Source organism: Planococcus sp. S3-L1, from assembly GCF_030063085.1.
GTDB classification, from domain to species: Bacteria; Bacillota; Bacilli; order Bacillales_A; family Planococcaceae; genus Planococcus; species Planococcus kocurii.
This window is the reverse complement of record NZ_JASISN010000002.1, coordinates 165583-188321: the sequence shown is the minus strand read 5'-3', so window position 1 is coordinate 188321 and position 22739 is coordinate 165583. Positions and strand designations below refer to the sequence as shown.

Sequence of the window (22739 nt, the reverse complement as noted above, 5' to 3'; positions counted from 1 at the left end):
ATAAGAAAAATCCTTTATAACCGCAAATTTAACAGAGCTTGTTCACTTATCTGCCACTTTTTTACTCAAAAAAAAACCCGCTAGCAGCAGGTTTTTTATAACAAACTATATAGTCGAATATTAGGATTTTTATCTTGGAACCAACGTGTCGCAAACTCATTCTCGAATAAAAAGACGTATCGATCGAAACGGTCACGCACAAGCATTGAACGCCCACTTGACATCGATTCTTTCACATCTTCCTCATTTTCAATCCAACGTGCAATTTTGTTACCAACCGGCTCCATACGCACATCTACGTTATACTCATTTTTCATACGGTGTTCGAATACTTCAAACTGAAGTTGTCCGACAGCCCCTAAAATAACTTCTTCTAGATGAAGCGTTTTGTAGTACTGAATCGCGCCTTCTTGAACTAATTGAAGAATCCCTTTATGGAAATGTTTTTGTTTCATAACGTTTTTAGCCGTTACTTTCACAAAAAGCTCTGGGGTAAACTGCGGCAAACTTTCAAACTCGAATTTCTTGCCACTTGTAATTGTATCACCAATTTGGTAATTTCCTACATCGTGTAACCCGATAATATCGCCAGCTACGGCTTCATTAACCATTTCGCGGTCATCTGCTAAAAACTGTGTAGTTTGTGATAGTTTTATCGTTTTTCCGGTACGCGCTAAAGTAACAGTCATTCCTCGTTCAAATTTACCAGACACGATCCGTACAAAAGCAATTCGGTCGCGGTGAGCAGGATTCATATTGGCTTGGATTTTAAAGATAAATCCTGAAAACGGCATGTCCACTGGATCAACTATTTCCTCTTGTTGCGTAATACGCGGCTGCGGGGAAGGAGCAAATTGCAAATAGGTTTCCAAAAACGTTTGCACACCAAAGTTAGCCAATGCACTACCGAAAAATACTGGCGTCAATTCACCTTTTTTTACACGATCAATCGAAAAGTCATTACCGGCTTCATCCAATAACTCAATATCGTCCATTGCCTGTGTATAATAAGAAGTTTTTTTCATTTCATGTTCTTCGATCATTTTGCCGTTTTCATCAAGTTCAAGAAAGCGATCTCCTGCTGAACGAAACGGTTCAATGCGTTTGTTAAAACGGTCATAAATTCCAAGAAATTCTTTCCCCATACCGATTGGCCAATTCATGGCATAAGATTGAATGCCAAGTACTTCTTCAAGTTCTTCCATTAATTCTAATGGCTCTTTACCTTGACGATCCATTTTGTTGATAAAGGTGAAAATTGGAATGCCACGCATTTTGCAGACTTTAAAAAGCTTAACAGTTTGCGCTTCAATTCCTTTGGCAACATCAATAATCATGACTGCACTATCAACAGCCATCAATGTACGGTACGTATCTTCACTGAAATCTTGGTGTCCTGGTGTGTCAAGAATATTGACACGATGTCCGGCATAATCAAATTGCATAACGGAAGAAGTTACAGAAATGCCACGTTGTTTTTCAATTTCCATCCAATCGGATGTTGCGAACTTGCCGCTTTTCTTTCCTTTAACTGTTCCCGCATCACGAATAGCTCCACCGAATAATAATAGTTTTTCGGTTAAGGTCGTTTTACCGGCATCCGGGTGGGAAATGATAGCGAAAGTTCTTCTATTTTGAATTTCATTCGTTAATTGGTCTGACATGTTTATACGCTCCTTTAATCTACTCTCTTCATCTTAGAGAACGAACCTGAAAAAAACAAGGAATTTTAACGTCTACAGAAAAAAGAAGCCGTTGGAGGCTCCTTTTCCACTAAAACTTCTTCAATGCTTCTTGTATCGCGATTTCTTTATCACTGTGTGGGTATTTGGTGTTGCCGATAATTTGATAATCTTCATGCCCTTTTCCAGCAAGAATAATAATGTCGCCACTCTCTGCTTGCTGAACAGCATGCTTAACTGCTTCTGCACGGTCACCGATACAAGCAAACTGCTCATGTGTCATGCCACTTTTCAGGTCTTCTAAAATACTGTCGTACGTTTCATCGCGTGGGTCATCTGTTGTCAAGACCACATAATCAGCAACCGATGCTTTTTCAGCCATAATCGGACGTTTAGTCTTATCACGATTTCCACCCGTTCCAACAAGAAAAATAATGCGATTCTTTTTAAAATCTTGAACGGCTTCAATTGCTTTTTCAATCGCATCAGGTGTATGCGCATAATCAATAAAAATCGATACAGGTGCTTCAACTTCCACTTTTTGCATGCGACCTTCTACCGGCGCAATTGCCGCAAGTGCTTGTAAGATTTCATCTAACTTATAGCCTTCTGCGTATAAAGCGGCAATCGCAGCTAACGCATTAGAAACATTAAATTCACCGAGCAGTTTCATCGCTACCGGAAACTGGCCTGCAGGACAATGCAAGGTGAACGTAGTTCCTGTATGCGCCAATTGAATATCTTTTGCTCGGAATTGTGCATCATTTTGAATGCTGTATGTGTACACCGGATGAGGCGTCATTTTTGCTATTTCACTAGACCACGGATCGTCCGCATTTAAGATGGCTTGCTTTTGATTGGCTACATCCTGGCCAAGCTGTGAAAATAATAACGCTTTGGCATGACCGTATTCTTCCATTGTTCCGTGAAAATCTAAATGATCGTGTGTCAAATTAGTAAAGATAGCCGTATCAAACTCTACACCAGCTAAACGACCCAAAATTAAACCGTGCGACGAAACTTCCATCGTCATATGCGAACAATCTTCGTCACGCGCACGCGCAATCATCTGTTGTGTCGTCAATACATCATTTGTCGTATTAGCTGATGGATGCAATTGGCCATTCAAGTTAAAGCCGATCGTCCCCGTCATTGCCGATTTCTCGCCTAATTCCATTAGCATCGAATGCAGAATACCAGCCACACTCGTTTTGCCATTAGTTCCGGTAACTCCAATCATGTGAAGAAGCTTAGAAGGATAATCGTAAAATTTAGCAGCTAGAAGTCCCAATGTTCGTGACGTACTTTCGACAAGAATCACTGTTGCATTATCTATTGTTAAAGGTTTTTCTGCTACAATGACTGCTGCTCCTTGGTCTGCCGCTTGTTGGGCAAAATCATGGCCATCTACTGTGTAGCCAGTGATGCAAACAAAAATTGAATCTTTTTTAATATCACGTGAATCTATAGTTAAATGCTCAATGCGATCAGGCAAGGCACCTTTAATCTGCTTATACGGAATGGCTGTAAGTAACTCTTTGCTGTTCATGAAAACACTCTCCTAACTCTTAAGAAACCATTGAAGACAGCACGTATGCATAAAGCAATGCTGCTGCCGCTTGTAATGAATCTGTATGCGTACGTTCATATGAATGGGAAGCTTCAATTCCAGGACCAAACAAAGCATGCTTCACATCATGTCCTGCACTGATGGCAGCTGACGCGTCTGATCCATAATAAGGATAAATATCCACTTTATAATCGATTGCATTGGTTTGCGCCAAAGAAATTAAATGGCGTGTCAGTCCATAATGGTAAGGACCACTTGAGTCTTTTGCACAAATGGAAACCGTGTACTCATCCGACTCTTGGCCGTCTCCAATAGCTCCCATATCAACAGCGATATATTCCTGTGTTTCTTTCGGAATGCTGGAGTTTCCACCGTAACCGATTTCTTCATTGTTTGAAATATAAAAATGTGTTGTATAGGGCAGCTGCTCTCCCGTTTCACTAAAATGTTTTACCAATTGAAGCAGTAGCGCGGTACTTGCCTTGTCATCTAAATGACGAGATTTAATATAACCTGACGCTGTCGCTTCAAATCTTGGTTGAAAAGAAACAAAATCTCCTACTTCAATACCTAAGTTCTTCACTTGTTCTTTCGAAAATGCTTTTTCATCTAGACGCACTTCCATATTGTCTGCACTACGTTCTGCTGTACCGGCATCTTTATAAACATGCACAGTCGTTTGATGTAAAAGGATTGTTCCAGAAACTGTTGAACCGTCCGCTTTATGTACGAGGCAATTTTCACCTTCAATTGCATTGAATTTAAAACCGCCAACTAACGATAGTTTTAAACGACCGCTCGACTTGATTTCTTTCACCATAGCTCCAAGCGTATCGACATGCGCTGTCAGCAAACGGTGCTGCTGTTGATTCTTTCCTGGGATCGTCGCAATGACTGCTCCCTTATGAGTCGTCTCATACTCCACATTCCACTGTGTCAATGCAGTACGAATTTTTGACATAACATTCATGGTGTATCCAGATGGACTTGGAATTTCCACTAATTCTTTTAACAAATCGATTGTTTCGTTTTGGTTCCATTGATAAGTCATCTCTACCACTCCTCGGTTCTTTAATCATATCAAAATCAATGATGTTCGCACAGTCCCGTCTTATAGTATTATAGTATTAGTTAGCTAAAAAAATTAGTTAGACGCGTCATTTTAGTCACAATATACCCAATTAGGACTGTACTCACTATTCATAACTTTCTAAGTAGGACTGATATCATTTTAAAGCAAAACGCTGAGGTGACTTATGGAAAGCAAGATTATTAATCGCAAAAGAAGCCAATTGTTCATTCATGTATTCGGATTTTTAAGTATTTTCCATTTTTTGCTCAATCAATTAATAGAAACAAATACAGCAGTGGTTTCTCCGCTTTTCGGAATTTCCAGTTATTTTTTATTTCTTTTGGCTATGTCTAAAATGAAAGAACGCACCTTGCAGTATGCTATTCTTTTTGCTATGAATCTGTACATCTTCATTTTGAACGTTGAATCTTTGTCTCCTATTACACTTATTTATTTTGTCGTACCAATTATTATTTCTGCTTTGTACAATGATACCAAACTTATTCTTATCCTCGGCTTAGCAACTGCCATTGAATTCACACTCCTATCAACACTGTTTGACCGCTTTGATACTGGAAATCCTTTTTCTTACACACAATTATCCATCGTTATTTTTATACTATCGATATTATCGATTACCTTGCTTCATAGTATTTACTTTAGTCGCTATTGGAAGCAGCTAGAACTAACTAATGCATCGATGGAAAAAGCTTTGTTATCCAAAGAAGGTTACTTACAGTTATTTTTTGAAACAGCCAAAGATGCTATCGCTGTTTTCGATCCAAACAATAAAATCATCGCAGTCAACCCTGCTTTTGAAGAATTGTACGGTTGGACCTCTGAAGAATGCATAGGAAACACCTTGCCACTTTATCCACAGGACATGAAAGAAGACGTCGAGAGACGCACATTGGATGTTCAGCAAGGAAAAAGTTACTCTCTCTTAGAAACAATAGATCTTCGAAAAGATGGCAGCCGCTTTCACGCGTTAATCACCTTGTCACCTATTTTTGACCATTCCCAAAAAGTAGTAGCGACATCCATCATTTCTCGCGACATCAGCTACCAAAAAGAATCCGACAAACTGATTTTACAATCTGAAAAACTCAAGCTTGCAGGCGAAATTGCAGCTGGTGTCGCTCATGAAATTAGAAATCCCATGACCGTCATCTCTGGCTTTATCCAAATGATGCATCGCGATCCGAAGCATCTTTTTCCGGAATATACCGAACTGATTCAATCCGAATTAGACCGGATCAACTTGATCATTAGTGAGTTTTTAGTGCTTGCCAAACCACAAGCCGTCACACAAAAAAAGTTTAGTATTCAGCAAGCATTGGAAGATATTCTTACCTTGTTCGGTTCTGAACTTAATCTGAACGGCATTGAATTAAAAAAAGAATGGCAAGAAGACTTCCAAGTCAACGGTGAAGAACATCATTTAAAACAAGTTTTTATTAATTTATTGAAAAACGCAGTCGAGTCAATGGAACAGCCAGGAAAAATACGAATAACAATCACTTCTGAAAAACATAATAAGTTTTCCATCAGCTTCGAAGATTCAGGTATCGGAATTTCCGAAAAAGATTTAGACGGTATTTTCGAACCTTTTTATACGACCAAAGCTAGCGGTACAGGACTAGGGTTATTGGTTTCTCAAAAGATTATACGAGAACATAACGGCACTCTCACCATATCGAGTACGGCCGGACTAGGGACAGTCGCAAAAATCATTTTGCCCGCTTATTAAAGAAAGTGGCACTCGTTAAATTTCCCTCAGTCTTATCGCATGCCAAATAATAGGATTTTTTTAAAGTCATAATTTAAAAGACGAAGGGGCGAAATCAACTGATTTCGCCCCTTCGTCTTTTGTGTTTTTATTTAGTTTTGATTAATCGCGGTCATCATCTTCTTCATCTGAAGCAAGGTTTAGAATAGAGCCGTCTTTAGCATTAACATCAACTTCATGTTCTATGCGTCCATCTTGAACTTCAACCTCGTAGTAAGCAGGATTTTCTTCGGCTTTTAGCTCAAACCCTTCGAAAGTTCCATTCACTGTAGCTAACGCCGCTTTAATCGCTTCGTCAGAACTAATAAATTCTCCCACTGTAGCTGTCTGAGATTTTTCAGCGTTGTCTTTTTCACGCTTCTGCTCAAGTACTTCACCCGTATAAGCATCAAATTCAATGTCGTATTCGTAGCCATCAAAATCAATTTCTACTTCGTAATTGGCTCTTTTGTCGTCTGTATCCAATTCAATATCCGTAATGCGACCATTTGCCAGTTCAAGCGCTTTCGCTGAAATTTCTTCTGTGCTCATCATTTTTTCAGTTGCGACTTCTTGTACGTCATCAGTCACTTTGCCATTAACAGCTGCTGTTTCCGAATTGGCTACTACAACGCCTCCAAAAGCTAAAACCCCGACTGCTACTGGAATATACACTAATTTCTTCATGTAATTTCTCCTCCTCATTTGTTGTTACTCTTACAATAACCTCTTCTTCTGAGTAGAAGATTAAGGCAAGATGAGAAACTGATGAGAAATGAATGCAGATTCGTTCAAGTCAATTGTCCCATTCGACTGTCATTGTATCGCCACGAACTGCATGAATTTGAATTGTCGCTTCTTGATCCGTTTCGTCATTCTCAATTTCAATCAAGTAATAGCCACCATCTACGGTCTCCACGAATTCATCGTCTTGAACTTCTCCTGACAATGTTTTTTTAGCCAGTCTAATCGCTTCGTTGCGTGTAATAATCCGCTCGAGATCCGGTTCTTCTGACGGAACTACTTGAACCGGCTCTTTACTGATTGTTAATACTTCCCCTGTTGCAGCAGATAGCACCAAAGTCGAGACTTGCGTTTCTTCCTCGACTTTAACGGTGTACTCGTTTCGATCTTTGTTGTAGGTGTTGCTCCCAATTATTCCTTCAACTTTCTCTAAAGCCATCTTTTCTGCCTGTTGTTCGGTTAATTTTTTAGCTTTTTCCGTTTTTTTTAGTAGTTTCATGCTTTCTACTTGGCCGTTTTGTCGGTTTACTAGAGCGAGATAGCGTCCATCTGTCCGTTGGAATTCGACTTGGTAATCTTCTCCAGAGGCTGTAGTTTGTTCAATACTTCCCCCGTACAAGCTAATTACCGTTTCCTCGGCCTGCTCTTCTGAAATTTCAGGAGAAGTGCGTGGAAACAGCAGAAAGGCTATTACTGACCCACCAAGTAAAATCGTCGCTAAGGTCATCAAAATCCACTTTCGCATCATCATCCCTCCTGTTTCAAGTGTACATCAGCAACATTAGAATTCTCTGAGAAAGTAATGGTTACTGTCGTACCCAACTGCTCGATGCTCTCCAGACTAATTTCAACCTTCAATGAATCAGCCAGTTGTTTTGCCAATGATAGACCTAACCCAAATCCCCCAGTTTCTCGGTTCCTTGCTTTATCTACACGATAAAATCGTTCAAAGACAAAAGGCACTGCATCTTTTGGAATGCCGATTCCTGTATCACGAATCTGAATAACGGTGTCTCCATTTTTTTGAGCGATTACCTCAATTTTATTAGCGCTATACTTTCTGGCATTGTCCAGCAAAATATAGAGAAGCTGCTTGAACTTCGAGACATCTGTAACGACCGGTAGTGACTGTTCAGCTGTAATCAACTCGAACTCACGATCATAAGATGTGTTCATGGCCGTGACGGTTTGCGCCAGTATATCGACTACATTTACAGTGATCCATTCCATTTGTGATTCGCTTCGGCGAGCAATATGCAGCAATTGCTCGATCAACACCTTCATCCGGTCGGTCTCTGCACGTATGGCTACCAAACTTTCCTCCGCAATTTTTTTATCGTGCATGCCTTGTCGCTGGAGCAGTTTGGCATAGCTGCCGATTACCGTTAGCGGTGTCTTTAGTTCGTGGGAAGCATTCGAAACAAATTCTTCTTGCTTGGAATAGTTTTCTTCTAACAAGTCCATCATTTCATTGAAGGTATTGCCCATCTCAGTCAATTCATCGTGTGAATTGCTTGCTACCGGTAGTTTTTCAAAATTACCGTTACGCTGTATGCGTGTCATGGTAGTCGTCAAATTGGTAATCGGCCGTGTAACAATTCTTCCTAGAACGACACTCGAAATAATCACGGGAATCATAGCTAGCAAAGTGACAGCAACTAAAACCAGCCGCAGCGTCTCCAAGTTTTTTGTCGTTTCCTGCATCGACTGTGCAACTGTAACTTCTGCCACTTGGCCATCCGTCCAAATAATCGGTGCTTTAACATAAGCAAAGCGCTCGCCTTCCACGTTGATTGTGCCCGACAGCTCTTCTAGTTTATCGGGGAGCTTGACAGTTACCGTTGGAGATTGGATAGGTGCTAGTTGTTGACCATCAGCTGTCGTAACTTTCACAAGCCCATTAACAGGGACATAGGCACGCAGCACCGTACTTGGATCTTCCGTTTCCGTATTATTAAACTTCGCCACCAGTGCGTTCGTTTCCGTCTGAAGCTGTTCAACTTCTGTCGAATACGTCAATCGGCTAAATGAAAAATAAATAACGAAAGCCAAGATTAACAAAATCACCAGCATCAACAACGTGGAGGAAATATGAATTTTATTTTTTAGTTTCATGGCTTTGCTCCTTCAACACATAGCCCACTCCACGAACGGTTTGGATATACGTAGAACGTTCACCCAAATCTACTTTCTTCCGCAAATAGCGAATATAAACGTCGATTACATTGGTGTCTCCGTAATAATCATAGCCCCACACCGCATTCAAGACTTGTTCACGGCTAAGCACTTGCTGTGAGTTTTTAATCAAATACAGCAATAAATCAAATTCCCGTGGCGTCAATTCAATCATCCGTCCGTTACGTTTGACGTCCCGCGTACTTTCGTTCATTTCCAGCTCATGAAAACGGTGAAGCGCTGAATTTCCATTACCGTTTGATAGGCGCAGACACGCACGAATTCGTGCCAGCACTTCTTCAATCTCAAACGGTTTCGTAATATAATCATTGGCACCTAAATCCAAACCAGCCACTTTATCTTTTACATCGTCTTTAGCTGTTAGCAAAATAACCGGAATCGCCGCATCCGATATGCGGATACGCTTTAACACATCCAAGCCGTGGATTTCTGGCAACATCAAATCGAGCAACACCAAATCCCAGTTCTGCTCCCGGAACTGAATCAATCCTTCAGATCCTGTATGAGCAACGCCTGTTTCATATCCTTCAAACTTCAATTCCAATTCCAATACACGCGCAATGCTTTTTTCATCTTCAACAATTAAAATGCGTTCTGCCATTGCCATCACCTCTTACTAAGTATCATATCAGATTCATGAAAAGCGCAGGTGCCCATGTAGATTCGACGGGCATAAGACAGACCAGCAGTGTGGCGCTCTTTGCCACGCAGCTGGGTTGGCTTATGACCCTAGAATCTGGGCGCCGGAGCCTGGACACTGAAAAGCGCAGGCGCCCATGTAGATTCGACGGGCATAAGACAGACCAGCAGTGTGGCGCTCTTTGCCACGCAGCTGGGTTGGCTTATGACCCTAGAATCTGGGCGCCGGAGCCTGGACACTGAAAAGCGCAGGCGCCCATGTAGATTCGACGGGCATAAGACAGACAGAAACGAAAAAAACGACCCGAAGGCCGCTTATTTCAGTACTGTCTTGATCCATTTCGCTTTATTTTTGTAGGGTGGAAACAGTAAATTTGTCGATAGTTTAGTTGATTTCTTCAAGATGGATTTAGCGTGTGTAAAGGTTTCAAAGCTGGATTTACCATGATAGGAATTGATACCCGACGTTCCGATGCCACCAAACGGTAAATAAGAGCTACCCACATGAGAAACCGTATCGTTAATACAGCCGCCGCCAAATGGTAATTGATCTAAGAAAAATTGTGTCGCACGTTCATTTTCTGAAAACAAATACGCCGATAATGGTTTCGGCAAGTTACGGATTTGACGCAACAATAACGGCAAGTCTGTATAGCTAATAATTGGTAAAATCGGACCAAAAATCTCGTCTTCCATAGAGGGACTGTCCCAGCTAACATTGTTTAGAAGGACCGGTTCGATATACAAGTCATTGCGATCCGTATTGCCGCCATAAATAATTTGTCCCGCTTCTTTGCGAATAATTTCAGTCAATCGATCAAAATGTTGAGTGTTGACGATCCGCCCAAAATCAGGACTCTGTTGTGCATCTTTGCCGTAAAAGCCTTTTATTGTTTTCGTTAAAATTTTCAGGAATTCTTCTTTAACCGATTCGTGTACACAAATATAATCAGGTGCCACACATGTCTGACCGGTATTCATCAGTTTCCCCCAAGCAATTCGTTTTGCAGCAAGTTCCAGGTTCGCTGTTTGGTCGACAATCGCCGGGCTTTTGCCTCCGAGTTCTAAGGTAATCGGCGTTAAGCGCTCGGATGCAGCTTTCATGATGACTTTTCCGACATTCACACTGCCGGTAAAGAAAACATAATCAAATGAGGCATGAATCAATGCGATTACTTCTTCACGTTCGCCTTCGACTGCGCGAACATAGTAAGAAGGAAATGCTTCTTCAATTATAGTACCAATTACTTTTGCCACGTGAGGTGTTGCTTCTGAAGGCTTGACTATCGCACAATTCCCACCGACAATCGCTCCAATTAATGGCTCCATAACCAATTGGAATGGATAATTGAAAGGCCCAATGATTAACACAGAGCCGTATGGTTCACGGATAACAAAGCTTTTAGCCGGCTGAAGATGAATTGGTGTCTTGACGTGTTCAGGCTTCATCCAGTCTTCTATATTTTTTGCCATGCTGCCGATGCTATCGAGTACAAAACCGACTTCTGTTGCATAAGCTTCAAATTCACTTTTTCCTAAATCTTTTTTCAAAGCATCGATAATCTCTTTTTCATGAGATTGGATCACGCTTTTTAAGCGGTACAATTGTTCAATTCGAAAATCCGCTGGTTTCGTGTCACCTGTATAAAAGTAAGCACGTTGTTCTTCTATCATGCGTTCCACATCAGTTGCTGTAAAATTCATTGTCCAACCTCCTCTAAGTTTCTTCAGTATAGCAATTTTGGCATTGCATAAGCGAAGTTAATGACCTTAAGTTCTTTACCCAAAAGAATTATAGAAAAAACAAAGAGTTATTCCATCAGTAAATGATCGATATAGCGTTGAACAATTAATCCTTCTTCGAAATTAACCAATAAAGTAGACTGGTTATTCATTTCTTCAAACAGCGACGGGACTTCTTCAAATTCTTCAATCAATTGACGGTCTTCTCCGTACATTGATTTATAAAGGGTTGTCCAGTTTTCTAGAGTCAGCACGCCCTGTTCTCCATACACTTTAAACTGCAATAATTCTTTTTGACCAATATTGCTAATCCCTGTCAGTAAAAAAGGGATTTTTGCTTCGGTAAGTCCGTGTGCAATGAGTCCAGTTTCGCATTTATCCGCTTGTTCTGGATAGGTAATATGATGAGATGTAAACGACAATGCTCCAAAGAGACGATGCATTAATTGAAAATAATGAGGGAACACTTCACGAACAAATCCACCTTGGCTCCTTGAACCAATCCACGGATTTTGTTGCCATAACCTCGGCCAGTCTGGGAAAAAAGTTTGAAGTTCGATTCGGACAATTTTTCCGATATCGCCTTCCTTAATGCGCTTGGCCATTTCACGAATTGCAGGTTTATACATTAAGGGGAAATGCATGGCAGTTTGCACTCGGTTATTTTGTACAGTTTTTACCATCGCTTTGCCAGCTTCAACATTGTGGGCCAATGGTTTTTCGCACAGGATATTAATCCCTGCACTAGCTGCACGTTCAGCGATTTCTTCGTGAAAAGCGGGAGGCGTCGCAATATAAACCCAATTGATGTCTGAATGCAGCACTTCTTCCACTGATTTCGCCATAGGGATTCCGTAAGTTTCACTAATTTGCGTAAGACGCTCTGTTTGTGGATCAAAAACTATTTTTATGTCCACATGATGTTCTTGTTCCAGTTGCTTAATAATTCGTTCGCCAACAATTCCTGTTCCAATGATGCCAATTGAAATCATGCCAAATCTCTCCTTTTAATGCTTTTCAGCTTTTTTACCTTATTTGTTTATTAGTGTAACCTTTAAGGGTATAGAATAGTCAAACAATACAATTAAAACCAGGGGGGAAATAAAATGAATGAACAGACCTATTGGTGGGAAACTATTTTTACGGGTGAATTAGAAGTTGGGGTTAATAAGGAAAAATTAGAAGGTCTCACGGAAGAATCGCTTTTGTATTACGCTGAAACAGCATCACCCGCGGAGACAACACTTTAATTGCGGAAACGGATTAGACTCTATCACTCCCGTACATAAAGGCGCCTTTTCAATTTTTGATTGAAAGAGGCGTTTTATTATGCCGTTTTTTAGCGTTAACGACGGGAACGATCGACTTAGAGCCGTTATCCAATTGCCAGGTAACATAATTATTTATATACTTATGAAGAACTGAAAGTGGGGATTGTGATGAAACTAAAATTGATGCTAGTTGCTGTATTATTCCTATCGGGCTGCGGAATGTTAGAATCGACCGACACTTCTGGCACCACGGACCAAATTGATGTGAAAGTAACGCAAGTTATTGATGGCGATACTATAAAAATTATATACGAAGGCGAAGAAGTGACGGTTCGCTACCTATTAATAGACACACCCGAAACCAATCATCCACGCCTTGGCAAACAACCGCTTGGTAGTGAGGCCACTGAAGAAAACAGACGTTTGATCGAATCTGGTGATGTATCGATTGAATTTGATGTCGGTGACCGCTTTGATGATTATGACCGTTTACTTGCTTACATTTATGTCGATGGTGAGAGCGTTCAAGAACAAATGTTAGCATCTGGCCTGGCCAGAGTTGCTTACGTCTTTCCTCCAAACACACGTCACCTCGACGATTTTGAACAAGTAGAGCAAGTCGCCAAAGACAGCCAAACAGGCATTTGGCAATATGAAAATTATTCAACAGACCGCGGCTTTGACTCGGAAGCTTACGGACAAGAACCAACTAGCACTCCGAGCACGCCCCCTAAAGAAGCAACTACCGACTGCGATATTAAAGGCAACATAAACCGCAGTGGCAATAAAATCTACCACCTGCCAAGCGACTCTTCTTACGAGCAAACCAATCCAGAAGAATGGTTCTGTTCCGAACAAGAAGCAAAAAATGCCGGCTTTAAAGGTGTTGGACAGTAGGTTAATCGACTTGTAGCAACACAAATCGCCACATGCTACTAACCGAATGACCCTAAACAGGCTTCTTTTCTTCTTTGTAAACTATTGACTTTTTCTGCGGACGAGCTATACTTATATTTGTCCTGGAAATTGAGATTCCTTAGCTCAGCTGGGAGAGCGCTACCTTGACAGGGTAGAGGTCGCTGGTTCGAGCCCAGTAGGAATCATACATGTTAATCTATCAATGGTTTGAGGCACTTTTCAAACTTCAATGGTGTAGTGGTTGGATACCGAATAAGAATCCACTACCAAAGACCGCTTCCTTATCTGATTGAAATCAGAGAGGAAGTGGTTTTTTTATTCAAGTTTACTATGCAAGACTATAGAGATGACAAGAAGCTTCTAAACCTTTCTCTTAAATTCCTAGAAATCTATATACTAACGTTAAAAGAGCTTCATATGTTCTGTGTAGTTTAGTATTTTCTAAAATCCTATCGTATATATTAAGCATTACTTATTGTCAATCTTCCAACAAATAAATTTGATGAAATCAAAAACGACTTCTACTTAGAAGTCGTAAAATGAATATATTATAGCTTACATTTTCATCATTAATTAAAAATATGTGTAACCAAAATCTTTACTCATATTCACCGTTGATTCTTTCGATTATCTACATACTTCTACTAGAGTCCTACGGCATTCACAGCATACGTCGCATCTGCATTACTGAACCCTTCAAACTCTAATTGAGCGATCAAACCGCTCCTTGAAAAGGATGTGTATTCAAGATAATTTTTAGCCATTTTTACGGCTTGCTCTCTCCAATTCGTATTAATTTTGTCCACAGCATACTTCGCATCTGCATTACTGAATCCTTCATATTCTAATTGAGCGATCAAACCGCTTCTAGAAAATGATGTGTATTCTAGATAATTTTCGGCCATTTTTACGGCTTGTCCTCTCCAATTCACATTAGTTTTGTCCACAGCATACGTCGCATCTGCATTACTAAAACCTTCATATTTTAATTGAGCAATCAAACCGCTTCTAGAAAATGATGTGTATTCTAGATAACTTTTAGCCTTTTTTATCGCTTGTTGTTGTGACACCGTTTCGGTCTTGTCAGGTGACTTGATAAAATCATCATTAAATGCTCTTGCCAGAAAAGCAGAAAACTGTTCTCTGTTCAAACTATTATTGGGCTTGAACGTTCCATCTTCATAGCCGCTTACGATTCCCATCGCAGCTAAATTCATAATAGAATAATATGAGCTCATCTTCTTGCCCACATCGCTAAAAGAGACGGTAGGCGTGATCGTCTTATTGAAAAAAGCTCGATTTAATATTATTGCCATTTCTGCTCTTGTTACTACTTTGTCGGGCTTGAACGTTCCATCAGGATACCCCGATATTAAAGAGTTTTCAGTAGCTTCAGCAATATAGCCACTTGCAATTTTTGAAGAGCTTACATCTGAAAAGCTTGTATTTCTTTGTTTTCCATCGTAGCCCATAGCTCTCCCTATCATGATTGCCGCTTGCGCTCTTGTGACATTACTTTTCGGACGAAAAGTACCGTCTGGAAAACCTGAAATCACCTTTTCTTTAATAAGATATTGAATCTCATTATAAAAGCGATTACTTTTCTCTACATCCTTTAAATTAGTAGCTGCTAAGGATTGATTAGTAAAAATACCACTAAGCATAAGTAATAGCACAACGAACACTATAATTTTCTTCACTCATATTACCTCCTTTTTTCTTTTACTTTATCATATCCAATAGCCTATAAATATGTAAATTGTCAATTCAAGTCGAACGCGGCAAAAAATTCATGAATGCCTCAAAGGGTTTGTTGTAATTCAGTACCTTTCGTGGCACTCGATTGAACGTCAATCCACCATGACAATCGCAACCACTTCATCGATCGGTAACCTATACTTTTTCTCTGACTCCACACAAATTAGCACTCTACTTCTTACATCAATGCCTTCAATTGTTCCACGGTACTCATGGATGACACCTTCTTTCCAACTTTGAATTACCACTTCACATTGTCGCTTTAACGCAATATCCATTTCTTCTTGAAGCAGCTGCAAATCGTCTTCAGTTAACTGTGGCTTCGGTACTTGTTCATCTTTGGCATACCATTCCCGAATCATTTCAATATGCTCGGGTAACATTAACGCAGTCCACTTGATGCGTCCGCGGTCTTTGATGTCTCCGACAACTTTTAAATACTTATTGCGTTTCATTCGGATCGCCCCCTTATTCTTTATTGTGCCCACCGATTAATTTCGTTCGTGCGATCGCAGTACCCGCTTGTGTAGCTGATACACCGCGGTAAATAGCTGAATAGCCATATCTTTTACGAATCCGATCCATCGCTTCTCCAAGCTGTCTGTTTTCAAACTTTTTTTCGTCAAAGAGACTTAACTGCATCGATGACTCTTCTTCTAAATTGCTGATAGCTAATGATATTTGCCGAACTGGCTTGTGTTGAAAATACTCTCTGAAAATGCCTTGGCAAACCTTATAAATTTTCAATGTATCATTTGTCGCTTCGTCAATGGACCGTGAGTGGGAAAATCCACCACCGAAAGCTGTCTTGCTGTAAACGATGCTTAAGTGAATGGTCCGTCCTGCACGTCTCGCTTGGCGTGTTCTCATCGCGACGTCTTCGCACATTTCCAGGATGATGGTCATGATGTCTTGTTCTTCTATGTAATCCCGGTATAAAATTTGTCCTTTGCCGTAACTAATTTGTCCTTCGACTAAAGGTGTCCCCATATCTGACAGATCGATGCCGTTGGCGTGCTGATGCAGCTGATTTCCTAAAATACCAAACTGTTTTTCTAGAACTGAAACATCAGCACAAGCCAAATCACCAACAGAGAAAATCCCCATATTGTTTAAGGTCTTCTCGGTTCGAGACCCAATGCCCCACATGCGGCTCAACGGTTTAACGGGCCACAACTTCATGGCCACATCGGCGTAAGTCCAAAAGGCAAATCCAGTCTCTTTCGCTTCTAAATCCAGTGCTAGTTTTGCTAGTAGCATGTTCGGTCCTCCGCCGACTGAAGAAGGCAGTTTAAAGTGCTCTAGTATTTCTTGTTGAATGCGGCGCATCGTCATTGTGGGTGCTCCCCATAACTTTTCAGTTCCTGTAAGTTCAACAAAACTTTCGTCCACGCTGTAGATGTGAATCGATTCTTTCGGCACGTAGCTTGCTAATAACTCTGAAATGGCCATGGATTTCTGTAGATACAATTTCATTTTTGGCTCGATCAACAAAATATCTCGGTGATTTGGAATTTCAAACAGTCTTGTACCTGTTCTCACACCAAAACGTTTTTTCATCATGGGTGATGCAGCCAATACAACACTGCCTTTTCGCTGTTGATTCCCGACAACTGCAAGACAAACTTCTAAAGGGTCAAATCCAAGCTCGACCGCTGAAACACTGGCGTAAAAGCCGCACATGTCGATACAAAAAATATAAGGTTCCGGTAATTCATGCATCTTCATAATTACCACCTCCAAATAGAACATTTGTTCTTATTCTATACCACAGCTATACTAACGGCAATCCTTTTAAGGAAAATAAAAACAGCCGTTTGGTAATTTAGCAAATGAACATCAGACTAGTACCTGTTTTTTAGTAACTGTCCATAGTTTTGTACTCAGACAATCAATTTGCACTCCATATAAGTTAGTGATCTTTTGAAACACCAAACTTTCTAACAACTTTACATTTCTCTTTTAACCGTATATGATGAATAAAGTAAGCAGTTCGACATCCAACATTTTTATTGTTTTTAAGATTAGTAAAAATCATTGGGTGCCAAACCCACTGCAAGCTTTAGGAACAAAGTTTGCTTTGAAAAAGTCATCACCTTCGGGTGGTGGCTTTTTTCGTATTTTCATAAACCAAAACAATGAAAAAAAACCGTTCGGGCATTGGCCCAAACGGTTTTGTCTTTTTTACGCTGCTACTGTTTTAGCAGGTTTCTTTTCACGTGCCATCCATTGAATTCCGAACAAAATTACGAATAGTATTGCGCCAATTGTATCAGACAAGCCTTCTGGATAAATCAACGCCAGTCCAGTCGCAAATGTAATAATGCGCTCGAACCAGTTTAGTTTTCGGTACCAGAAACCAATGAGTCCTGCTCCGATGGCAACCATACCTGAAAGAGCTGTAATTAATACCCAAATCAATTCTGGCCAGCTTGTATCAATCATTAACAGCGCTGGAGATAACACGAACATATATGGAATGATGAACGCTGCTGCTGCTAATTTAGCAGCAATAAAGCCGGTTTTAATCGGCTCTCCACCTGAGATACCTGACGCTGCAAATGCAGCAAGTGCAACCGGTGGTGTAATATCAGCAATGATACCAAAGTAGAAAACGAATAAATGGGCAGATAAAGCGACCACTAGTGGAACTGCTGCTCCAACTGGCTCATCTAACATTAACAGCGTAATAATAGCAGGTGCTGCAATTGTAGACGTAATAACATAGTTGGCAGTTGTTGGAGAGCCCATGCCCAAAACAATTGCTGCTAGCATTGTGAAGAACAGCGTTAACAGGATGTTTCCTCCTGAAGCTGAAACTAGTCCATTTGCCAAGCTCAATCCGAGCCCGGTCTTAACAACTACTCCAACGATAATACCTGCTGCTGCTGTGGCTGCTGCAACTGCTAACGCTGTTCTTGCACCATCGACTAAAGCTAAAATCATATCTTTAAAGCTAAGTCGTGTTTCTTTGTTGAAAGCACTAACAAAAATCGTTAACAAGATTCCGTAAAGTGCTGCTTGCATTGTTGGCACACCAATCAATAAAAATACGATGATGGCAACAATCGGCGTAAGTAAGTAAATCTTTTTTAATACTTCATTACGATTTGGCATTTCTTCTGGAGAAAGACCCTTCAGGCCAATTCGTTTGGCTTCGAAATGAGTCATGATCCAAACACCTGTGAAATACAAAAGAGCCGGTATAGCAGCGGCTTTCGCTATTTCCCAGTAGGTTACTCCTCCAATAAATTCAACCATTAGAAAAGCTGCAGCACCCATAATTGGTGGCATTAATTGACCGCCTGTTGAAGCCGCTGCCTCTACTCCACCAGCAAACTCTTTCTTGTAACCCAATTTTTTCATCATCGGAATCGTATAAGAACCTGATGTGACAACGTTGGCCACTGAACTTCCGGAAATGGTTCCTTGCAAAGCACTTGAGAAGATTGCTACCTTCGCGGGGCCACCAACTAAATTACCTGCGAGTGATACAGCCAAGTCATTAAAATACTGCCCGACCCCCGTTTTCACTAGGAACGAACCAAATAACAAGAAGGTAAAAATGAAGGTAGCTGAGACACTGATGGGTGTTCCTAAGATTCCATCGGTAGTATAGAACATCAGTTGGATAACCGAATCTAAATCCTGTCCCCTGTGGCGTAAAAACCCTGGGAAATAAGGTCCGAAAAAGGAATATGCCAAGAACAAACTGGCGATGACCGTAATTGGCATACCGACTGCTCGCCGTGTTGCTTCAAGTGTCAGCAAGATTGCTAATATCCCGACAATTAAATCCAATTCGGTAACCCGTCCAAGACGGAAGACTAAATCATCATACATAATTGGCCAATAGGCAGCTACGCCTACTGATAATAGCGCCAGTATGTAGTCATACCAGGCAACTTTGTGACGAGCCCCTTTGCGTTTTCTAGCAGGAAATAATAGAAAGATTAAGGACAGTGCAAACCCTAAGTGAACCGACCGCTGAATGTAAGCAGTATACTGCCCAAAGATAGCGGTATACAATTGGAATAAGGAAAAGGCTAGTAAACCGAAAAAGACCACATGTTTAATTATTCCACTTAAATCTCTCGTATTGGATTCAGGATCGTATTTTTGTAGAATTTCCTTTTGTTTTTCCTCTGAGATGTATGATTCATCTTCTGGTGGAAGCTTTTTCTGTTGAAGTTCTTCTGGAGATAACTTATCGCTCATCAATTCTCACTCCTTTTCTTAGTTGAAACAGGGATAAGTGCTCTACGCGAAACGTATAGGACTGTCCTCTTTCAAGTGTTCTTTTTAAATCCATCTGATGTCCTTTAGTTTTGAATGACAAGTTGGCATCCACATCTCCCACAAATAACCGAAACTCCGGAATTTCCTTTGTCATATTCTTGATAAAGTATTTACCGTCTTTTTCGACAAAGGTCTCTCCTTCTCCTGCATTTGAAGGCATGCCAATGTTAAAGTCTTCGTATTCAAGTTCTGTCATCATTATTCTATTATCGCTTACTACTTTGTAGCTTTCAATAACTTCTGATAAGTGAATTGAATGCGTATAGATTAGTTGGAAGTACGGGCTGACAACTGGTACATAAGCCGCTACTTCTTCAGTCTCATTGTCGATAAACACATAATACTTCTGGGAAGGGATAAATGCGATTAAGGAGCTGATGATGAGGAGGATGGTTACGAAAAGAAAGATTTTTTGTATCCGGTTACACCGCATAATCTGTTCTCCCCTATGTAAACAAATAACTGACGGCAAGCTTGCGCTTTACCGTCAGTTAATCGCTCATTCAATTAATTTACTTCATCGAAATATTTTTGTGCACCTGGATGGATATCGATTCCAATTCCGTCAAGGCCTGTTTCAGCTTTGATCAATTCAGCTTTTGCATGCTGGATTTTATCTGTGTTTTCGTAAATTGCTTTTGTGATATTGTAAACAAGATCTTCTGAAAGGTCATTCTGCACGACTAACATCGCTAAAACAGAAACCGTTGGAACTTCTTCAGTCAATCCGTAAATACCAGATGGTACAACGTCGTGCGCATAGTAAGGATATTTCTCGATCAATTCATCGGCTTTATCCTTTTCTACAGGAATGATTACTACATCAGAAGTTGCGCCTAAGCTTTCAACTGCGCCTGTTGGTGTCCCAGCAGTGATGAATGCTGCGTCAATTTGACCTGACTGCAAGCTTTCTTGTGATTCGCCAAAGTCAAGATTCTGTGCATCAATATCGTCCATTGTCATGCCATGGATTTCTAATAATTGTTCAGCGTTAATATAAGTCCCAGAGCCAGGTGCACCAACTGAAATTTTCTTCCCAGCCAAATCGTCAAATGAAGCGATACCTGAACTTGAAGTTGTAACTAATTGAATTGTTTCTGGGTAAAGTGCCCCAATAGCAGAAACCGTATCAATCACTTCGCCTTCGAACATATTCGATCCTTCAGCAGCGTAAAATGCCGTATCTGTTTGAACAAATGCGATTTGTGCATCTCCATCAGCCAGTGCCGTCATGTTTGCAGCAGATGCCTGTGAAACTTCGGCAGTTGTATCTAAACCTGTCTCTGTTTCAATAATGGATGCCATTGCGCCACCAAGTGGATAATACGTACCTGTTGTTCCACCTGTCAGAATACTAAGGAATTCTGGATCTTTAGAAGCTTCTTCTCCGCCTCCACCTTCAGTAGCCTTGTCATCTCCACAACCTGCTAAAAACACAGATCCTGCAAGAGTAACTACAGCGAATAAACCAAATTTCTTTCTCAACATAAAGTGACCTCCCTTTTCTAAACTAATTTTTGACGTTCTTATTCATAATAGCATGTCTTTCTTACTAGATTCAATGCATTTCGAAAAATACAACCGCTTACATAAAGAACATTTAGAATACTCGTTTACGTCTCTGCACCTTCTACATACGTTTCAGGAGCTGTGTCTTCCGGAGCCAAATCTTCAAAAGTCTTACCTTGTTCTTCCAGATCACGCGTGCGGTGAGCGATACGCGCTGATGCGCATGCAGCAACACTAGCGACTAAATCATCCAAAAAAGTATGAACCTGTCCACCGTATTTAGTATCCAACTCATGGATAATGCCTGTTTTATTTTTGTCCAAATGACCGAATGTCGTTACTGCGATACTGCCATACGTTAACACTGCACCGAGTCCAATCATTTCATCAACGCCAAAAAGACCTTCATCCGAACCTACAATTTGTTGAAGTGGGCGGGATAGTTTACCTTGTTCAGCAAGTTCATCTAATTCAATTCCCACAAGTAAGGCATGCTGCATTTCACGTTTACGTAAAACACTTTCAACGGACTCCATACAATGTTCGATTTTAAGTCCTTCGTTAAAAGGCAATTGCATATCCAAAACTATTTTGGCTATGTCTTCATTTGTAACGCCTCTACGTTCTAATGCTTCATGAGTAGCTTTTGTCACATCATCTGAGTGAACCCGGAATCTTCTGCCATCCATATCCAAAACCCCTCTCATCTTAACTTATTCATGTTCCTTTCCATTATACCTTGTCTATGCAATGTGGTACAATTTTCTTACAAAACCCTAAAGGAGGCATAGACATGACTACTGGAAAGGTAGAAGATTTATCGATCTACAGCAAAGAGCTTCAAGAAGATATGCAACTGCTTGTCTATCTCCCTTCCAATTTTTCACCTTTGTATAAATACACACTCGTTATTGCTTCTGACGGCAAAGATTATTTTCAGCTGGGGAGAATTCCGCGAGTTGTGGATGAATTATTGGAAAATCGAGAAATAGAAAATATTATTGTGGTCGGTGTTCCGTATAAAAGCGTAGCTGATCGCAATAAAAAATACGAGCCGACTGGCGAGCAACATGGCGCTTACCTGCGCTTTTTAGCACACGAACTGGTACCGTTTTTAGATGCTAAGTACCCGACTTATCAAGTGGGTATGGGACGCGCTTTGATTGGTGACTCGTTAGCCGCGACTGTGTCCCTAATGGCAGCTTTAAAATACCCAAATATTTTTGGGCGCGTAATTCTTCAGTCACCGAAAGTTGGCGAAAACCTATTAACGGCCGTGGAAGCTTTTAAATCAGCAAACTCGTTTACCGTTTATCATGTAATTGGAAAAGAAGAAACAGCCGTAAAATTGGGATCAGGAGAAACTGCTGATTTTCTCGAACCAAATCGAAAATTAAATAATTTAATGAAAAATAAAGGGTTTTCGGTCTTTTATGAAGAATTTGAAGGAGACCACACTTGGAAGCATTGGCAGCCCGATTTAAGACGTGCACTTATTCAGAACTTCGGCATGTAAAGGCTGATGATGCTCCAAAGTAGCATGAGCAACATACTTATAAGATGGTTATTA

At 40.6% G+C, this 22739-nt stretch carries 20 protein-coding genes and 1 tRNA gene; 5 read left to right on the top strand and 16 right to left on the bottom strand.

All coding sequences use genetic code 11. From position 1 onward, the window contains the following. Positions 1-95 precede the first annotated feature (95 nt). The 3 genes from QMF37_RS03005 to QMF37_RS02995 form a co-directional block, all read right to left on the bottom strand. Positions 96-1664, bottom strand: coding sequence for a peptide chain release factor 3 (locus QMF37_RS03005; protein WP_058384776.1), 1569 nt, complete (start codon positions 1662-1664; stop codon positions 96-98). 109 nt (positions 1665-1773) lie between these two features. Continuing rightward, complete coding sequence (locus QMF37_RS03000; protein WP_078080586.1) at positions 1774-3231, bottom strand: UDP-N-acetylmuramoyl-L-alanyl-D-glutamate--2,6-diaminopimelate ligase; 1458 nt, start codon at positions 3229-3231, stop codon at positions 1774-1776. A gap of 19 nt (positions 3232-3250) precedes the next feature. Next, positions 3251-4303, bottom strand: a complete 1053-nt coding sequence (locus QMF37_RS02995) for a M42 family metallopeptidase (protein WP_078080587.1) — start codon at positions 4301-4303, stop codon at positions 3251-3253. Between the two features lie 205 nt (positions 4304-4508). Here QMF37_RS02995 and QMF37_RS02990 point away from each other — a divergent pair, with 205 nt between their 5' ends. Beyond that, complete coding sequence (locus tag QMF37_RS02990) at positions 4509-6074, top strand: ATP-binding protein (RefSeq protein WP_078080588.1); 1566 nt, start codon at positions 4509-4511, stop codon at positions 6072-6074. 141 nt (positions 6075-6215) lie between these two features. Here the strand turns inward: QMF37_RS02990 and QMF37_RS02985 are convergent, their stop codons facing one another. From QMF37_RS02985 to QMF37_RS02960, 6 genes are all read right to left on the bottom strand, one after another. After that, positions 6216-6779, bottom strand: a complete 564-nt coding sequence (locus QMF37_RS02985; RefSeq protein WP_071153560.1) for a PepSY domain-containing protein — start codon at positions 6777-6779, stop codon at positions 6216-6218. A 109-nt stretch (positions 6780-6888) separates the two neighbouring features. After that, positions 6889-7581, bottom strand: coding sequence for a PepSY domain-containing protein (locus tag QMF37_RS02980; protein ID WP_078080590.1), 693 nt, complete (start codon positions 7579-7581; stop codon positions 6889-6891). Positions 7582-7583: 2 nt separating this feature from the next. Beyond that, the gene (locus QMF37_RS02975; RefSeq protein ID WP_078080591.1) at positions 7584-8951 is read right to left on the bottom strand and encodes a HAMP domain-containing sensor histidine kinase; all 1368 of its coding nucleotides are present in this window, start codon (positions 8949-8951) and stop codon (positions 7584-7586) included. Beyond that, positions 8935-9633 carry a response regulator transcription factor gene (locus QMF37_RS02970; protein WP_058384769.1) on the bottom strand — a complete coding sequence of 233 codons (699 nt, stop codon included), beginning with the start codon at positions 9631-9633 and terminating at the stop codon, positions 8935-8937. The genes QMF37_RS02975 and QMF37_RS02970 overlap by 17 nt, the downstream gene beginning before the upstream one ends. Positions 9634-9986: 353 nt before the next feature. Next, positions 9987-11375, bottom strand: a complete 1389-nt coding sequence (locus tag QMF37_RS02965; protein ID WP_283476470.1) for an aldehyde dehydrogenase — start codon at positions 11373-11375, stop codon at positions 9987-9989. A 107-nt stretch (positions 11376-11482) separates the two neighbouring features. After that, positions 11483-12406 (bottom strand): Gfo/Idh/MocA family protein, encoded by a 924-nt coding sequence (locus QMF37_RS02960; protein ID WP_078080593.1) that lies wholly within the window; start codon positions 12404-12406, stop codon positions 11483-11485. Positions 12407-12520: 114 nt separating this feature from the next. Between QMF37_RS02960 and QMF37_RS02955 the strand changes: the two genes are divergently transcribed. The 3 genes from QMF37_RS02955 (at position 12521) to QMF37_RS02945 (ending at position 13788) form a co-directional block, all read left to right on the top strand. Then, positions 12521-12664 carry a hypothetical protein gene (locus QMF37_RS02955; RefSeq protein WP_169793183.1) on the top strand — a complete coding sequence of 48 codons (144 nt, stop codon included), beginning with the start codon at positions 12521-12523 and terminating at the stop codon, positions 12662-12664. 189 nt (positions 12665-12853) lie between these two features. Further along, on the top strand, positions 12854-13582 hold the full coding sequence (locus QMF37_RS02950) for a thermonuclease family protein (protein WP_283476467.1): 729 nt from the start codon (positions 12854-12856) through the stop codon (positions 13580-13582). 133 nt (positions 13583-13715) lie between these two features. Then, positions 13716-13788: transfer RNA gene (locus QMF37_RS02945), tRNA-Val, on the top strand. 459 nt (positions 13789-14247) lie between these two features. On the opposite strand, the gene QMF37_RS02940 is transcribed toward QMF37_RS02945, so the two are convergent. The 7 genes from QMF37_RS02940 to QMF37_RS02910 form a co-directional block, all read right to left on the bottom strand. Continuing rightward, positions 14248-15303 carry an S-layer homology domain-containing protein gene (locus tag QMF37_RS02940; protein ID WP_283476465.1) on the bottom strand — a complete coding sequence of 352 codons (1056 nt, stop codon included), beginning with the start codon at positions 15301-15303 and terminating at the stop codon, positions 14248-14250. A 150-nt stretch (positions 15304-15453) separates the two neighbouring features. After that, positions 15454-15816 carry a YolD-like family protein gene (locus tag QMF37_RS02935; RefSeq protein WP_058384765.1) on the bottom strand — a complete coding sequence of 121 codons (363 nt, stop codon included), beginning with the start codon at positions 15814-15816 and terminating at the stop codon, positions 15454-15456. Between the two features lie 13 nt (positions 15817-15829). Beyond that, a complete protein-coding gene (locus QMF37_RS02930; RefSeq protein ID WP_245830169.1) occupies positions 15830-17089 on the bottom strand; it encodes a Y-family DNA polymerase in 1260 nt (419 codons plus the stop codon). A 456-nt stretch (positions 17090-17545) separates the two neighbouring features. Further along, a complete protein-coding gene (locus QMF37_RS02925) occupies positions 17546-19579 on the bottom strand; it encodes a TRAP transporter permease (protein ID WP_071153556.1) in 2034 nt (677 codons plus the stop codon). Beyond that, a complete protein-coding gene (locus QMF37_RS02920) occupies positions 19569-20093 on the bottom strand; it encodes a DUF1850 domain-containing protein (protein WP_283476462.1) in 525 nt (174 codons plus the stop codon). The genes QMF37_RS02925 and QMF37_RS02920 overlap by 11 nt, the downstream gene beginning before the upstream one ends. A 74-nt stretch (positions 20094-20167) precedes the next feature. Then, positions 20168-21148: a TAXI family TRAP transporter solute-binding subunit gene (locus QMF37_RS02915; protein WP_071153555.1), complete on the bottom strand. Its 981-nt coding sequence runs from the start codon at positions 21146-21148 to the stop codon at positions 20168-20170. Between the two features lie 125 nt (positions 21149-21273). Then, positions 21274-21858 carry a phosphatidylglycerophosphatase A family protein gene (locus tag QMF37_RS02910; RefSeq protein ID WP_058384761.1) on the bottom strand — a complete coding sequence of 195 codons (585 nt, stop codon included), beginning with the start codon at positions 21856-21858 and terminating at the stop codon, positions 21274-21276. Positions 21859-21962: 104 nt separating this feature from the next. On the opposite strand from QMF37_RS02910, the gene QMF37_RS02905 reads away from it, so the two are divergent. Beyond that, entirely contained in the window at positions 21963-22685 is a 723-nt protein-coding gene (locus QMF37_RS02905) for an alpha/beta hydrolase (RefSeq protein WP_058384760.1), read from the top strand. Positions 22686-22739: the final 54 nt, after the last annotated feature.